Below are 14,672 nucleotides of genomic sequence, written 5' to 3' on the forward strand. Positions count from 1 at the left end.
CAGACTCTACTAACATTCAGGATAAAAGGAACGAGCTGATGTATCTTGACATTACTCCCGGATTTTCCAGATTCTATAGCGGTGCAACCTTTAAAAATGATTCTATTGCCAAGGCAATTCTGGACAAACAGATGAAAGCAACAGGAAAAAATTGAAAATACGCAGCAATCGGCAACCTCTAAGAGTAATACCATTAAATATACTGTCATTAAGGATTATTCTGAGAATAAACAGTTTTTTATCACCAGAATGGGGCGCACAAAATATAATGTATCAGATAACCGGATTATACAATGGACAGTTCATCCCGAAAAAGATAAGGTTAAAGAATATAATGTCCAGAAAGCAACAGCCGATTTTGGAGGCAGAAAATGGACGGCATGGTTTTCAGCCGATATTCCGGTTCAGGATGGTCCTTATAAATTCAGAGGACTTCCGGGTTTGATCCTGAAAATACAGGATGCTACAGGAAGCCATTCTTTTACGTTAGCCGGAATAAGAAAGCTTTCAGACCAGGAAATTGAAAATATGACTCCTACAGGAAATTTTGTTTTTGATTTCGGTGATAAAGCAGATATTGATTTTCCCAAATATAAACAGCTTTTTTCAGAAAGCAGGAATGATCCGGCCAAATCATTACGGGTAACTCTTCATGATTTGGATAAAGTAAATGTGAATGGAACAATGGTAGATAAAAACGCCTATATCCGGGAGAGAGAAATGGAGATGAAGAAAGCAATAAAAGAAGATAATAATAGCATAGAGATAGATATGCTCCGGAAATAACTTTAAGATAGTATTATACCGGAAGAGCCTTTTTCTGCAAGAAAAAGCTCTTCCGGTATTTTATGCCAATATCCTATTTTACTTTTTCCAGAAGATATAATTTGGCTCCGGAAAATGCCAGCTTAGGCATCAGGTTACCTTCCAGCACCATAGTTTTACTGTTGACATCAATCACTGATATATAATTATTGGAATTGTATTCAATATAGTTTTCCCTTTCCTTAGTGATAGGGTTTTTCCCGAATTCCATTTTGTATTTTACCCAATCTTCATCCTGTGAGCTGCAGTGTACCGGCTTGAATTTTGATTTTTTAGCTTTAAAAATAATCTGGTCAAAGCTATCCACACAATCTGAGGTAAATGAAGCTTCCGGATTCTGATCTTTGGTAAAATCTTCAAAAGAGCCTTTGTAAACCCCTACTACCTTCCAGGTTCCATCAATACGGTCTTCATCTATTTTTCCTTTTGCTTTACTTACCGCCCAGCTGATGCCATTCACGGTTCCTTTTACTGCCTTATAACCTAAATTTACAGCACCGGACACTACTTTAGTGGCAGTTCTTACCACACAAGAATTTAACACCAGAACAGTTGAAGCCAGAAATATTATTTTTCTCATATTGTCAAATTTTTTACGAAGATAATATTTTAACTTTTAATAAAGCTGTGAATCTGGCGAGGGTGTGAAGTGGAAAAATAGGCCGGAAAGTATATTCTACTGGGAAAATACTGTTAAATATTTTTCCGGCATCCACATAAAGCATAAAACTAACGTCCCGATCAGTAGTAATGATAAAATGAATGTAGCAACTTTGAAGCCATCCAGTCGGAATTCTTTATCCTGATTTCTTCCGGAACTGTGAAATCCGGCAAGTGCATCAGCACCGGCATACGGCTGATTTCCCATCCCATACATCCTTTCATTGGGTGAAGATAGAGCAGAGAGGGATTCTATATTTTTATTTTGACGGATACTATCTGCAAATGACTGTTTATTTTCCTGATGCCTTTTTTTGGCTACTTCTACTTTGCCATCAGATTTAAGATACCGGATAACTTCTTCTATTTTTCCTGAATACTGGTTATATTCTTTATTAATGATTTCAATACCGTTTTTGGACTCTTTTATCCTGGCTTCGTTTTCCTGATGGCGTTTTTCATTTTGTGCGATCTGCCTGTTGAGCTCCTCAACCAGTTTTGTTCTTTCATCTTTTAATTCTTCTCTTTCCTTTTCCAGGCCAGTGATAGCATTTTGAAGAGCTCTGCGTCTTTCTTCTTCAAGAAGATCAAGTTCCTTTTTAAAACCATTGGCATCTACAATTTTAAAAATCCTTTTCTGCTTTACAAACTCTCCGATTTCATGGCTCTGGGTAAAATAAATAGTATCATAAACGTTTAAAAGATCAATGGCTTTGCTGAAAAAGATCTGCAGTTGCGCAATGTTGGTTTCACAATATACAACAAGGTAATTATTGCCGGATTGACTGAAATCAACTTCATTCACCTCCCGGACATTAAAACCTATTTTATCAAAATCTTTGGGTTTTTGAATGGAAAAATGATCAGAATGATTGACGGTAATAGTTCCCTCTGAAAGGTTATTTTTCTCAAGATGCCTCTGAAAGTCATTCAAAGCATTAATGATAAGCCCTTCGGAAGCAATTTTATTAACAAAAAGTAAGCTTGAGCCTATAAATGTACCGCCTCTGTCAGAATTCTGTTCCTTAGCAAAGGTGTAAACAGAATAGGAGATGAGGTTACATCCGGCGGCATAATCCTTCCGGATAGAGTAGATGTTGCTTTGAGGAAACAACTTAATAGCATCGGTTTTTAAATCAAAAGTCCTGATTTCCCTGGCAATATTCTGGTTTCCCCCCAGAAAAAAGGTTTGCCTGAACCCATTCGGATTGCCGAAAGTTCCGAATGCAGAGAAAAAATAAGTATTATCCATTAATTTGTAAAACTAAATTTTATACGTTCCCAGAATGTTCCTTCGTAATCCAGATCATAGCCCACAATGCTTCTGTACAGCCATTTTGCAAGGACTTCAGCCGTGGAAAGGTTCAATAAATTGATTCTCTCACTTCCTGTGGTATTCTGAATGCTTCCTATGGTATAATAGGTCTTGCTCAATCCATAAGTATCTATGCGTTGTGAGGTCATCGGAAGGTGTTCAGAAATAAAAGCATCAAGAGCTTCAGCACTTTCCACATCCATTCTTCCGGATTTATCCCATTTGGAAATGACCAGAATAGCATTCACGGATTTTAAATTTTTGCCTTTTCTTTCCAGTTCATCCAGGAATTCATTGATTAAAGAATCGTCTTTATAGGCTGTTTCATAACTGGTAACAATGATGAATGTAAGAGGAATATTGGCATTAAGAAAAGTTTCTATACTGCTGTGGTAGCTTCCGCCCCTGCGGATGTCATTGTGATTTTCCCCGGAAGTTTCCAGGAAAGTAAGATCTATCGGAACTACTCTTTTTGATCGGTTATTCGGTTCAAAAACAAGATCCAAACGGGTTACCTGATCCCTTGTGGTTCTGTTGGGAAGCACGCCCTGTCGGATATTTTCAAAAAAATCAGAAAGAAGGACATTTGCTTCCCTGGAGTTCGGAGTTCCCAGTTTGGGTCTCAAAACACCTGCGTAAGACCGGAGATAATACAACATGGAAGACAGAATTACAGACTTTCCGGATTCTGCTGTTCCGAAGAAAAAAACAAAATTACTCTCTTTATTTCTGATGTCGTTGGAAATGGTTTTGGCAATTGGCACGAAGTCTTCTTTTGTGTCATTTTGAAAGTCAAAAGATAACGGTTTCAGCGTTTCTTCCGTTTCAAAAGACAAAGGCTTTAAATGATCATTAGTTTCCATGGTTTAGTTGTTAGGGATGATGGTTTTACCGCTTCTTTTATTTGAAAATACGCTTCTGCCGCTGTTTCCGTTATAGCTTCCCGAATCTGTTACCAGTAAAATGATAATAACGATCACGAAATCAAGTAAAATACAGCCGGCGAGTACTACAAACTGGTACATTCCGAAGTTTTTAATGGCATGTTCAAAGGCAAAACCGATTTTGCCAACCTGTTGGGTCTTTGAAACGATGGGTTCAAAATGTATTTTATCATTTCCAAGAACCGTCTGTGCGCGGCTTCCCAGTTTATTGTAATCAGAAAGAGATTCGTCAATTAACCCCTGAGACAGGCCGTCTTTTTCTTTTTTGGATAAAAGCAGAAGATCCTGGATATTTTTATTCCATTTAAAGGCGGCATTATTAATGTCGGTTTTCAAGGCTCTTTCTTCAGGAGAAAGATCTGAAATGATGTTATCAATCTGTTTTCCCATTCTTTCGGCAAGATCCTCATAGTCTTCACCTACAGGAGTCAGGAGATCTACCTTTTGGCCGGTTAATCTTTCAATATCCTTAATTAACAGCTGGGCACGCGTTCCGATTCCCTTATTTCCGGGATCTTTGATCTGCTCCATCATTTGTTTTTTCTTGATCTCGATATTTTGAGTGGTTGCTTTATTGTATTTATAGCTCAGCTTGGATTCCACATCATTTTCAAGAGCCGTAAAATTTTTATTGATGTCCCGAAGTTCATCTGTATAAATATCCGTTTTCATAAACCTTGTATAGAGGGCATTAAAATTCGCAATGAAGCAAAATGAGGCTATAAAAATATAAATACCTACAAGGCTTCCGGTAGGTTTCCCGGCAAGTTTAGCGTTTCTCAGCATCCAGCACAGGAATAAAAGAAGCAGTGATAAAACCAGGGCAATCACAAAGGATGCCGGGCCAAAAATCTGTTGCAGTCCAATCCAGGTCTGGTAAAAGCTTACGCTGATGAGTAATAATGCAAGAATTCCCAGAAAAAGATCTGCAGGGGTCATTTTTTTATTCATAATGTTATTCGTTGTTTTTTGAATGAGGTTAGATAAAAAACATTTTGTTTTATAATGCCGAAACTACAAACAACAGGTTAAAGAAAATTACGGGAAACCGTAAGGGGAAGGGCTTCTGATATAGCCGGAATGGTATTTATGAATTTATTCTCACGCAGATTTTACAGATATCGCAGATTTTTAAGATCAAAATGCTTAATACTGTGATTTTACGGAAAAGCTAAAGAAGGATGTAAATAGAATTGCTGTAAAGATTTTTTAGACGCAAAGATATAGTGATTCGGGAGGTTTATTTTTAAGGAGGCTAAGATTGCGGTAAACCGCCGATGAAGCGTGAGGATATTATGCATACGCTTAGTAAGAATCAATGAAATTGATTCAACTCTTTGCCCCCTTGAAATAGTACAGTACTAATATAAAATCTTTGCGTTTATAAAACCTCTCAAAATTTTAGCTACGAATTCACGGATTTTTTATCCATTCGTGCATTAGTGGGCAAAAAATATTTTCAACTATTTCTAAGTTTTTGTATTAAAACCTGTACATATCTGTAGTTTTAAATTATTTTTTTTAAAAACGCAAAGGTTTAAGGGGAATAATGGATATTTTAAGGAAGCTAAGAAGCGCGACTTTGTCGCTGACGAAGCTTTATATCTATTCGTATGCTTAGTAAGAATCAATGAAATTGATTCAACTCTTTACTCTCTTGAAATAATACGGTATGAATATAAAATCTTTGCGTTTATAAAACCTCTCAAAATTTTAGCCACGAATTCACGAATTTTTTATCCATTCGTGCATTAGTGGCCAAAAAATATCTTAAACTATTTCTAAGTTTTTGTATTAAAACCTGTGCATATCTGTGGTTTTAAATTATTTTTTTTAAAAACGCAAAGGTTTAAGGGGAATAATGGATATTTTAAGGAAGCTAAGAAGCGCGACTTTGTCGCTGACGAAGCTTTATATCTATTCGTATACTTAGTAAGAATCAATGAAATTGATTCAATTCTTTGCTCCCTTAAACTTTTACGGAATGAATATAAAATCTTTGCGTTTATAAAACCTCTCAAAAAAATATCTGTGCAGATCTGTGGGTAAAGAAATTATTTCTCTTCAGCCTTTAATTTATTCACCAAAGGGTTAGCATACATCGCCAGGAAATACTCTTTAGAAACAGGATCAGACGGATCAATACGCATTTCTAATCTTCGGATGAACAATTGTTTTTCCTGTTCTGTATATTGAGAAGCATAGGCGTTTGTATTGTTGAGCAGATCGTAGGCTATATATTTTGTAGGCCAAAGCTTGTAATTCTTAATGATGGAATCATCAATCAACTGTGCAATAGCCTGCAGCTGCTTGTTTTTATTCTCAATCGTAGCGGCAATATGATCCAATTCAGTATTAATAACATCACCGGCATGGATATGAATTCTTTTCTTTTGCCCTAAAATTCCGCTGAGTATGGTATTAAAATCCTCGTTTTTTCCTTTGATGTATTCCTCATCCCTGTGTTGTGCCAGGAGTTGAGGCATTTTTAAAGAATCTGTAGGATCGTACTCATAGGAAATGGAGATAGGAACGATCTTTAATGTTTTAAAATAATCTATCAAAGGCTGGTCTCCGACTGCCATAGCCAGCATTTTTAAAACTCCTTGCTGAGTGGCATCATTCCCGTCTTTAGCACGGCCTTCACGCTGGGCAATCCATACAGAGCGGTTTTCCTGAAACAGCTGTTCCTTAATATACTCAGACATCGTCTGTGAGCTTGTAAGCTGCTCACGAAGCGGCAGGCCTCTTTGTACCAAAAAAGTTTCGGTTCAGTTTAGCCAGAACGTTTAAGAAGTTTTTGCGAACCAGGTTATCTCCGATGGCAGAAGCGGTCATAATATATCCTCCTTCCAACAGTACAAGATTAAGCAGTGAAGTATCCAGTACAATATCCCTGTGGTTTGAAATGTAAAGATAAGGGGTATTTTTATCCAGTTTATCAAATCCGGAAGTAGTTAGGCCTTCAGAACTTTTCGCAAGAATCTGGCGAACGGCATAGGCTACAAATTGATGCTGGAAATCACTAATGGAATGCACATTTTTAAACTGTTCCAGCCAAACCTGCTCATCCACGCCGGGAAAAGTAAAGGTCATCAGTGCTTTCATCATCGGATCACGGGCTACACTCTGCAATCTTTCATTCACTTCATGATCATGAAAATACCGGATTTCATCAAACTTCGACATGCGGTTACTTAATAAATTAAAACTTTGCAAAAGAACGAAAATTTATCGAGGGATGGGCATAAAGGATGTTAAAGTATTATGAGGGGCGTAGGAGTTGGGAGGATAGAAGCATTGAGGATAATGAGTTTGATTTCATTAACAAGAAATTGTAGTAAAATCCCCTCAAATTATTATTTGAAGGGATGATATTATTACACTTGCAAATTGGTTAACTGAATCCCCTGTTCGTTTTTCCATTCTAAAGGACCGCTTGCTGATCTCGCTAATGTAGCGGCAGCTGCCCTCGAAGAGGATGTAAAAATGTAATCTTTTGTTAATTTATAAAAGCCATTTTCCGGTTCAAGTATTCCTTCTGAAAGCATTTTATTCCGTTCCAGTACAATGCCTTCAGATAATGATGGTTGTTCTGTTACCATAAAAAGCGAGTCTTTATATACGATAAAGCCTTCAGTGGAAGGGCTGCCTTTACTGCTGGCCCCAGCTCCGTTTTTACAGAATAAAATCAGTTGGTTGGCTTTATCCTGCTCAATAGTTTCTTCCACAGATTCAAATATTTTATGCCCTAGTGAAGCCGTTAATATTTTGATATTGGATAAAAATTCTTCCAATTCTGCCTGTTCTGCTTCAGAGAGTTCTGGTCGGGTAGGGATATTCTGATTAATAGTATAACGTTCTGCGTGGATAGCCAGTTCATACAAACGGTTCTCCAGGTATTTAACACCTGCTTTGTTCAGATATTGATCCTTGCTTCCAAAGAATAGTACTTCATTCCAAAATTCTTTATTGGCAATATGGCTTGCAAGGCGATCTGCAATTACTTCTGCTTCGCCAATATAGGCAGCATCTTCATTATTATCTCCTTTACCAATCAGAATATAAACGCCAGGCTTTCTAAATTCTGTACGGCTGCTGAATTCTCTTACTTTGATACGGGGAACTCTGATGCCTATTCCCGTCCAGTTGCTGAGTTCTGCTGTAGTAAGACTGTTTGGGGTGCCATCTACAAAGAACAGGCGTATAGTTTTTCCGAAGGTGTTCATGGATATAGTGATAGCGAATGTTTTTGTTGTTCTAAATTTAAAAGTAATTTCTTCGTGTAAATATAATCAAAGTAAAGGTTTTAATTAAAATAATAAACTGTAAAAGTTGCTTTAATAAAAAGAATTTATTGATTTAATTGTGTGATTTTAGAGATTATCTTTATAAATATTTTTCTATATTTAAAACTTCATAAATGTTGATTTATCATGGAACATAAAATACATCAGGGCCGCAATGTAAAACGATTCAGGGAAATGCTGGGCATCAAGCAGGAAGCATTGGCTCTTGACCTTGGGGACGACTGGAACCAGAAGAAAGTTTCTCTGCTGGAACAGAAAGAAATTATTGAAGACCCTTTACTGAAAAGAATTTCTGAAGTATTGAAAATTCCGGTGGAAGCGTTTCAGAATTTTGATGAGGAGCAGGCAGTGAATATTATTTCTAATACGTTTGGGGAGAATGCTTTCAGTAATTCATTTAATTACGGTACAATTAATTTTCACCCTATTGAAAAAATATTGCAGTTGCATGATGAGAAGATTGCTCTTTATGAGAGGATGCTGAAGGAGAAGGAGGAGATGATGGGGAGATTGGAGAGGTTAATTGAGAAAGGATAAACTAGACAAATATTATAAATAAAAAGCTCAACTAGAAATGTTGAGCTTTTTTCTATTGTTTTAATCTTCTACTTTTATTTGTCCGTTCATTAACATAGGCAATAACCAATCTCGGAGAGTCGCAATCTCTTTGTTTTGTATAATATTATTTAGAATTTTATCATAAAATGTTTCAATTCTTCTATTGAAATTTTTTGCGACAGAATTATCAGGTAAAACTATATTAGCTTCTTTTAAAAACTTAAAATGTCTTGCATAGCCATAATTTGATAAATCAATTTTATTTAAAGTGTAATAAAACAAAAATTGAGGCATTCTTGAATTATTACTAAATAATATCTGTGTACCGTCTGCACCTCTTGCAAAATCAAAATTAATTAATTTTAAGATTCTTGTATGATCACCAAATACTATTGCTGGTTCTTTTAAAATTGAGATTTTACTCTGAATGTTATTGGTATAGCCTGCGATGAAATGTGTACTTTGGTCAATTATAGGAATTTTACCAGCTTCTAAATAATCCTTTGTATTAATTTTAACATTAAATCCATGATTTTTTAATACTGAGCTTACAGAAGTTACCTCCCAGTTTTCAGGAATTTCTCTTTTCAATAACTCGTTATAAACCATTTTTCCACCTGAAGATTTATAAGGTTTTCCATCTTCATTAGGGAAATCAAACTGTATAAACCAGTAGTCATATAGTGTTTTGGCTATTTGTTCTAGTTCTGCATTGATGCTGTTGTTGAGCTCTATTTTATCGTCTAATGCAGATAAAACAGAGGCAATTTTTTTGTTGTTCTGTTTTTGTTGTGGGTACTAATATCTCTTGTCTTTTTAAAGCACCTTCATTTACTCTTTTTCTTCCAGATGTGCCTTCCATACAGCTAATTGCACGTTCTCTAAATAAAGGACTTCTAGCTAAATAATAAATGAATTTAGAATCAGAGTTTTCATTTTCTCTTAGTACAATAAATTCAGAAGAGCCAAATGCAACTTCGCCTTCATTTAAATTATCAACATACGCTGTTTTTCCATTTTCAAGACAGGGTGTAATTTTAGCGACTAATGTATCTTTGTTACGGAATTTTGGTCCAGCAGAATATTCTAGATTTTCAGATCCATTAATTTTTCTTTGAAATATACCTAGTTTATCCATTCCAATTTTCCTTGCAATTGAGCCTTTTTTTATAGATTCATGAGGATTAAAATCAATGAATTCACCAATAGAAATCTGTTTCCAATTACTCATATTTCAATGTTTTTAACTGATTCTGAATTTCAACATCTAATTCATTTCCTCGCCTAAATAATGAGGTCAATCGGTTTTCAAAACCATTCATTTTTTCAGCAAATTCATTTGGTGTAATATCTATATATTCAATCTTTACTTCAAAATATTGTCCCGCTGAGAAAGAATAGTTTTTAGCTTTTATGTCTTCAGTTTTTACAACAATAGAAAAATCTTCTATAGCCATTTTATCATTCATAGCAGAGATTATCTTTTGTTCTTCTTTCTTGGTTAAAACAGTGCGCTGATTTTTACCTTCTTTCACAATCTCGCCTAGTTTAGAGGCGTCTACTAAAACTATGTGCTCATTATCTGCATTTTTTATCAAAAAAATAGAATAGAAACATTAGTTCCAGTACTTGCAAAAATATTACTAGGCATACTTACTACACCACGTAACCAACCTCGTTCAATTAAAGCTTCACGTATTTTCTTTTCAATACCACTTTGGGCTGTGATAAAACCTGTTGGAACAACAATTGCCGCTTTCCCTTTTTCCGAAAGGCTATGCATAATATGTTGTATAAATAAAAGATAAATTGCCATTTTATCTTTGTCTTTTGCTGGTATTTTTGGTACACCCGCAAAAAAGCGAGTTTTGTAGGTATCTGTTAATAATTTTGCTTGATAATCTGAGAAATCCAATTTAAACGGTGGATTTGAGACGATATAGTCAAATTTTTCAGTCAAATAAGAAGAACTTAAAATAGTATTTCCTTTTATGATATTCGGAATAGAATGCGAAAGATTGTTAATGATAAGATTTAATCTCAACATGTTTGCTGATTTCTGAGAGATATCCTCAGAATAAATGCTACAGTTTTTTTTCTCCAATAGCGTGTGCTATATTCATAAGAAGTGTTCCTGATCCTGCACTGGGATCATATACTTTCACACCATTATCTTTTTCAGTAACTAAAATTGCAGCCATAATTCTTGCAACTGCATGTGGAGTATAATATTCTGCGTATTTTCCTCCAGAATCTGAGTTATAATCTTTGATCAAGTATTCGAAAATAGTAGAGAAAAAGTCGTATTTCTCAGAAAACATCTTCTCAAAACTTACATCAACAATTTTGTTAAGTAAAGCTTTACAAAATGCATCTCTTTGCGAAACATCACGGATATATTGACTCAAATCGTCAAACATTTTTTCTTTTCCCCCGCCTTCAGATTTTACAGCGTATAAATGCTCGTTATCTGCATTTAAGCTCCGTAAAGTTCCATCAAAATGAATTTCTGCAAAATTTTCTGCTCCATTTTTATTATAGATATAAGAAATCATTTGTTCAGGCTTCATTTTAGCAGCTTTTGTCCCAATTCTTCCCAACAAAAACTTCTGTTCAGATTCAGATAAAGCTTGATATGCTTCCTGAAAATTTTCAGCCTTTGCTAATTTGGGATTTGCTTTCTTTGCTTCATATATAAATTTATCATTCAAATATTTATATAAAAATACTTGAGTAATAATATTAAATTCGCTTGCATCATTTCCTAAACCATAATTTGCACAAACACTCTTTAGCCCATCAATCAGTGATTTGGTTTTGGTTACAAATTCTTGCTCTGTCATTTCTCTTATTGGTAATTAAACTGGTAAAGATACTCGTTTACAATTAAGTGATTAATTTTTTCTGTGGTATCAAAATCTAATTTTAGATTCTGCTCATCTATAAATTGTTGAATAACAATACTTAAAACTTCTTCTTTAAAATAACTCATCATTTTGCATTAAGTTGATATTTTTTTAAGAAAATTCCATCTACAACACTTCTCGTTTCCATAAGTGCGTTATAAAATTTGTATTTCTTTAGCAGATATAGCCTTATTCTCTAATAATCGTTTATGTAATCTCACATATTTTTCATCTCCTTCATATTTATCTTTCAAATTATTGTTCTTTCGATTAAGTTCTTTAACTTCATCATAAATCCTGGATAAAATAGCAATGTTTTCCCTCATATCTTCCTGCGAGACTTCATCTAAATTTTTTATTTTTTAAAAATACGCTCGAGCTCTTCTCTAAGAGAAACAAATTCGGGAGAAGCCTGATCAAAATTTCGTTGTAATTCTTCTCTTGTTTTTCTTAATTGATCTTTTAATTTATCCGCCAAAATCATTTCTTCTTCAGAAATTTTCTCAAACTGAAAGAAAATATCTTCCAACGCTAAATTTATAATATTAGAGGTATCTGAATCCGAATTAATATCTTCAACTAAATTGAGCATGTCCAATCTACTTTGAGCCACTTTCAATAATTGATTTAGCTTATAAAAATCTAAAGCTTTTAATAAATCTGCTTCATCTTGGAAGCGAATGATATTCTTTAGCTCTCTTGCATCATTAAGTACTTTGATTAATTCAATAAGCCTCGTTTTATCCTTAATTTCATCCGTTTGCAATCTGAAATTTTCAGCATTGTTGATATCAAAATGAAATAATTTTTCTTTAATATTTATTATATCTGTTTCAATTTCTTCACGTGTTTTAAATAAGTCACTATATGACTGCATATCATCACCAAGTTCTTGTTGCAGTTCTTCAAAATAATTCTGATTGGTTTCTTTAAATTCTTTAGTGATGTCTGCAAAATCTACAACATGCCCAAACCTATACTTTTTATATGGACGATTTACGCGAGTAAGTGTTTGCAAAAGATTATGATTTTTAACAACACGCGCGAGATACAGCTTTTTTAACCGTTTGGAATCAAAACCTGTTAAAAGCATATTGTATACAAAGAGCAAGTCAATTTTACCTAATTTATAAGCAGAAATTAAATCTTTTCGTATTGACTTATCATTTTCATCATGTAAGATTAAAGAAGCTGTTAAATTTTGTCGATTGGTAATTTTATAAGACGCTCTTGGCTCAGCCACTATTTTTTCAGACTCAGTTTCTTGTTTTCCAAATTTATTTTCAAAAAAATGAAATAATTCTCTTGCTTGATCTGCACTATCACAAACTACCATACCTCCTAAAGTATCATCTTGCCAATATTCTCTAAAAGAATATAAGTCCTCTAAAATATACTCCAACATAGGCTCAACGAACTTTGGATGCGCAAAAATTTCACTTTTTGAAATATCGCCTTTTAAAACTTTAATTTGCTCTATAATATCCTTCATTTGCATACTATATTTGGTCGCAATAGCTTCACGAATTAATCGCAAAGTATATCCATCCGCTATTGAAGCATTGTAATAGTACTTATGGATGTAATCTCCAAAAATTAATTTAGAATCATATTGTTTCGCCACCTCTCTTAAAAGTGGAGTTCCCGTAAGTGCAATCTTTACTGCATCTTGATCAGATTTCAATAAATTTAATAAATAACTTCCTTTAGGATTGTAACTTCTATGAGCTTCATCAATGAAAAAAAACTCGCTGAATATTGAGATCATAGTCAATTTTTTCAATAGCAGTACTATCTTCTGTAAATTTCTGAATATTAACTATTGTAATTTCTAATTCTCCTGAATTATTTTGCAATGCAGCCACTTTCTTCATATCAGCAACAAAATCTGCACGTGAAGCAATCATTTTCGAAAACAAGCCTCTTTTTGAAAATTCGTTATTAGCTTGAATAGCAAGATCTAAACGATCTACGATAAAATAGAATTTTGGGATTGTATTTTTTTTCTGGTAATAATCTGTCAGAAACCTAACATTGTAAAAAGCTAAAGCTGTTTTTCCAGAACCCTGTGTATGCCAAATAATACCTTTTTTGATACCATCATCCAACTTTTTTGCAATGGCTTTCGTTGCAAAAAATTTGTGGATAACGCATAATATGTTTTTGAATTTCTTTAGAACCATCTGGCTTTTCTTCCTCAACGTATGCAATGGCATACCGAAGAATAAATGCAAGTCTGTCTTTGGAAAGTAATGAAGTTAAAATTCTATTGGTAGGTTTATTATAATCCTTATTTGTAATAAACTCATCCGTATGTTTAATTGCAACTATATTATTATCTTTAAGAATCAGGTTCTCTAAATCCTGATTTTCGGGAACTAATATTCTTGTTAAATCTAAATTTTCTTCTTCCCTGAAATAATTAAAATAAACATCCTCTTTGGACGGCGTTCCATAATAAGCGCCCATAATAGGCTCTATTACACCATCTTCATATTCCATGTTATTGGAAAATATCATGAGCTGTGTAATATTGGTGAATGCATTAAATGCTTTTAAAGAAAATCGCTTATTTATTCTTTTTCTTTCAGCTAAAATGCCTTCCTTATTATTAGGTTTTTTTACTTCAATAAATATCAAAGGTAATCCGTTAACAAGAACTGTAATATCAGGACGGAATTCTTCATCACCATTTTTGTATGCTAATTCTGTAGTAACATGAAAAAAGTTATTGTTAAAATTTTCGAAATCAATTAGTTTTGTACCTGAAGTGTTTATTAAAGACTTATAAAACCCCTTTCCAAAGTCATCATATTTTAGTTTTAGAATTGTTTCATCTAAAATTTTTTGAACTTCGTGCTCTGAAAGTGACCTATTAATCTTGCTAATACTTTCTTTAAATATATCTGGAAAAATATTATTTTCCTCAAGTCTATTTTGTTTATTTCTAGGAATATATTGATAACCAAGTCTACAAAGATGTAGTATTGCTGGGATTTTTACTCTTGAATCTTCGTTAAATGCCATTAGAAACTTTCTCTGTTATTGTTTTGTGTCAACAAAGATAAGATTCCGTCTTTCTTAAATGAAGAAATATGGCAAGGAATTTCTATTTTTCCAATGTTAAAGTTTTATTATCAATATTTAAGAACTT

General features: G+C 33.9%; 14 protein-coding genes and 2 pseudogenes. 2 read left to right on the forward strand and 14 right to left on the reverse strand.

Annotated features, from left to right (window positions below; all coding sequences use genetic code 11):
- Nucleotides 1–192: 192 nt before the first annotated feature.
- Entirely contained in the window at nucleotides 193–786 is a 594-nt protein-coding gene (locus tag HX13_RS05225) for a GLPGLI family protein (protein ID WP_238555121.1), read from the forward strand.
- 73 nt (nucleotides 787–859) lie between these two features.
- Here the strand turns inward: HX13_RS05225 and HX13_RS05230 are convergent, their stop codons facing one another.
- From HX13_RS05230 to HX13_RS05260, 6 genes and pseudogenes are all read right to left on the reverse strand, one after another.
- Nucleotides 860–1,405 carry a hypothetical protein gene (locus tag HX13_RS05230; RefSeq protein WP_050020195.1) on the reverse strand — a complete coding sequence of 182 codons (546 nt, stop codon included), beginning with the start codon at nucleotides 1,403–1,405 and terminating at the stop codon, nucleotides 860–862.
- A 96-nt stretch (nucleotides 1,406–1,501) separates the two neighbouring features.
- Nucleotides 1,502–2,737, reverse strand: coding sequence for a hypothetical protein (locus tag HX13_RS05235; RefSeq protein WP_050020196.1), 1,236 nt, complete (start codon nucleotides 2,735–2,737; stop codon nucleotides 1,502–1,504).
- A complete protein-coding gene (locus tag HX13_RS05240; RefSeq protein ID WP_050020197.1) occupies nucleotides 2,737–3,663 on the reverse strand; it encodes a hypothetical protein in 927 nt (308 codons plus the stop codon). Before HX13_RS05240 ends, HX13_RS05235 begins: the two co-directional genes overlap by 1 nt.
- Before the next feature lie 3 nt (nucleotides 3,664–3,666).
- Nucleotides 3,667–4,695, reverse strand: a complete 1,029-nt coding sequence (locus HX13_RS05245) for a hypothetical protein (RefSeq protein WP_050020198.1) — start codon at nucleotides 4,693–4,695, stop codon at nucleotides 3,667–3,669.
- A 1,103-nt stretch (nucleotides 4,696–5,798) separates the two neighbouring features.
- Nucleotides 5,799–6,933 (reverse strand): annotated as a pseudogene (locus HX13_RS05255) (1-acyl-sn-glycerol-3-phosphate acyltransferase).
- 191 nt (nucleotides 6,934–7,124) lie between these two features.
- Nucleotides 7,125–7,973, reverse strand: a complete 849-nt coding sequence (locus tag HX13_RS05260) for a GIY-YIG nuclease family protein (protein ID WP_050020200.1) — start codon at nucleotides 7,971–7,973, stop codon at nucleotides 7,125–7,127.
- A gap of 207 nt (nucleotides 7,974–8,180) precedes the next feature.
- Here HX13_RS05260 and HX13_RS05265 point away from each other — a divergent pair, with 207 nt between their 5' ends.
- Nucleotides 8,181–8,591, forward strand: a complete 411-nt coding sequence (locus HX13_RS05265) for a helix-turn-helix domain-containing protein (protein ID WP_050020201.1) — start codon at nucleotides 8,181–8,183, stop codon at nucleotides 8,589–8,591.
- A gap of 60 nt (nucleotides 8,592–8,651) precedes the next feature.
- Here HX13_RS05265 and HX13_RS22910 read toward each other — a convergent pair whose 3' ends face one another.
- The 8 genes and pseudogenes from HX13_RS22910 to HX13_RS23480 form a co-directional block, all read right to left on the reverse strand.
- A complete protein-coding gene (locus HX13_RS22910) occupies nucleotides 8,652–9,221 on the reverse strand; it encodes a hypothetical protein (RefSeq protein WP_202962904.1) in 570 nt (189 codons plus the stop codon).
- Nucleotides 9,222–9,348: 127 nt separating this feature from the next.
- Nucleotides 9,349–9,843, reverse strand: coding sequence for a restriction endonuclease subunit S (locus tag HX13_RS22915; protein WP_202962905.1), 495 nt, complete (start codon nucleotides 9,841–9,843; stop codon nucleotides 9,349–9,351).
- Nucleotides 9,836–10,210 carry an N-6 DNA methylase gene (locus tag HX13_RS23460; RefSeq protein ID WP_238555048.1) on the reverse strand — a complete coding sequence of 125 codons (375 nt, stop codon included), beginning with the start codon at nucleotides 10,208–10,210 and terminating at the stop codon, nucleotides 9,836–9,838. The genes HX13_RS22915 and HX13_RS23460 overlap by 8 nt, the downstream gene beginning before the upstream one ends.
- Nucleotides 10,207–11,455, reverse strand: a pseudogene (locus HX13_RS25955) (class I SAM-dependent DNA methyltransferase). The gene HX13_RS23460 and the pseudogene HX13_RS25955 overlap by 4 nt, the downstream one beginning before the upstream one ends.
- Before the next feature lie 218 nt (nucleotides 11,456–11,673).
- Nucleotides 11,674–11,844 (reverse strand): hypothetical protein, encoded by a 171-nt coding sequence (locus HX13_RS23470; protein WP_238555049.1) that lies wholly within the window; start codon nucleotides 11,842–11,844, stop codon nucleotides 11,674–11,676.
- Between the two features lie 29 nt (nucleotides 11,845–11,873).
- Nucleotides 11,874–13,286, reverse strand: coding sequence for a UvrB domain 3-containing protein (locus HX13_RS23475; protein WP_262483490.1), 1,413 nt, complete (start codon nucleotides 13,284–13,286; stop codon nucleotides 11,874–11,876).
- Entirely contained in the window at nucleotides 13,252–13,626 is a 375-nt protein-coding gene (locus tag HX13_RS25350; protein WP_262483491.1) for a DEAD/DEAH box helicase family protein, read from the reverse strand. Before HX13_RS25350 ends, HX13_RS23475 begins: the two co-directional genes overlap by 35 nt.
- Complete coding sequence (locus HX13_RS23480; protein ID WP_238555050.1) at nucleotides 13,619–14,545, reverse strand: type I restriction endonuclease; 927 nt, start codon at nucleotides 14,543–14,545, stop codon at nucleotides 13,619–13,621. The genes HX13_RS25350 and HX13_RS23480 overlap by 8 nt, the downstream gene beginning before the upstream one ends.
- Nucleotides 14,546–14,672: the final 127 nt, after the last annotated feature.

The sequence above is a fragment of the Chryseobacterium sp. P1-3 genome (assembly GCF_000738495.1).
GTDB lineage: Bacteria > Bacteroidota > Bacteroidia > Flavobacteriales > Weeksellaceae > Chryseobacterium > Chryseobacterium gallinarum.

Excerpts from the sequence above, each read along its gene's own strand:
- HX13_RS05265 (WP_050020201.1), top strand. The coding sequence starts at position 8,181 with ATGGAACATAAAATACATCAGGGCCGCAATGTAAAACGATTCAGGGAA.
- HX13_RS05240 (WP_050020197.1), bottom strand. The coding sequence starts at position 3,663 with ATGGAAACTAATGATCATTTAAAGCCTTTGTCTTTTGAAACGGAAGAA.
- HX13_RS23470 (WP_238555049.1), bottom strand. The coding sequence starts at position 11,844 with ATGAGGGAAAACATTGCTATTTTATCCAGGATTTATGATGAAGTTAAA.
- HX13_RS22915 (WP_202962905.1), bottom strand. The coding sequence starts at position 9,843 with ATGAGTAATTGGAAACAGATTTCTATTGGTGAATTCATTGATTTTAAT.
- HX13_RS05230 (WP_050020195.1), bottom strand. The coding sequence starts at position 1,405 with ATGAGAAAAATAATATTTCTGGCTTCAACTGTTCTGGTGTTAAATTCT.
- HX13_RS05245 (WP_050020198.1), bottom strand. The coding sequence starts at position 4,695 with ATGAATAAAAAAATGACCCCTGCAGATCTTTTTCTGGGAATTCTTGCA.
- HX13_RS23475 (WP_262483490.1), bottom strand. The coding sequence starts at position 13,286 with ATGATCTCAATATTCAGCGAGTTTTTTTTCATTGATGAAGCTCATAGA.
- HX13_RS23480 (WP_238555050.1), bottom strand. The coding sequence starts at position 14,545 with ATGGCATTTAACGAAGATTCAAGAGTAAAAATCCCAGCAATACTACAT.
- HX13_RS22910 (WP_202962904.1), bottom strand. The coding sequence starts at position 9,221 with ATGGTTTATAACGAGTTATTGAAAAGAGAAATTCCTGAAAACTGGGAG.
- HX13_RS05260 (WP_050020200.1), bottom strand. The coding sequence starts at position 7,973 with ATGAACACCTTCGGAAAAACTATACGCCTGTTCTTTGTAGATGGCACC.
- HX13_RS05235 (WP_050020196.1), bottom strand. The coding sequence starts at position 2,737 with ATGGATAATACTTATTTTTTCTCTGCATTCGGAACTTTCGGCAATCCG.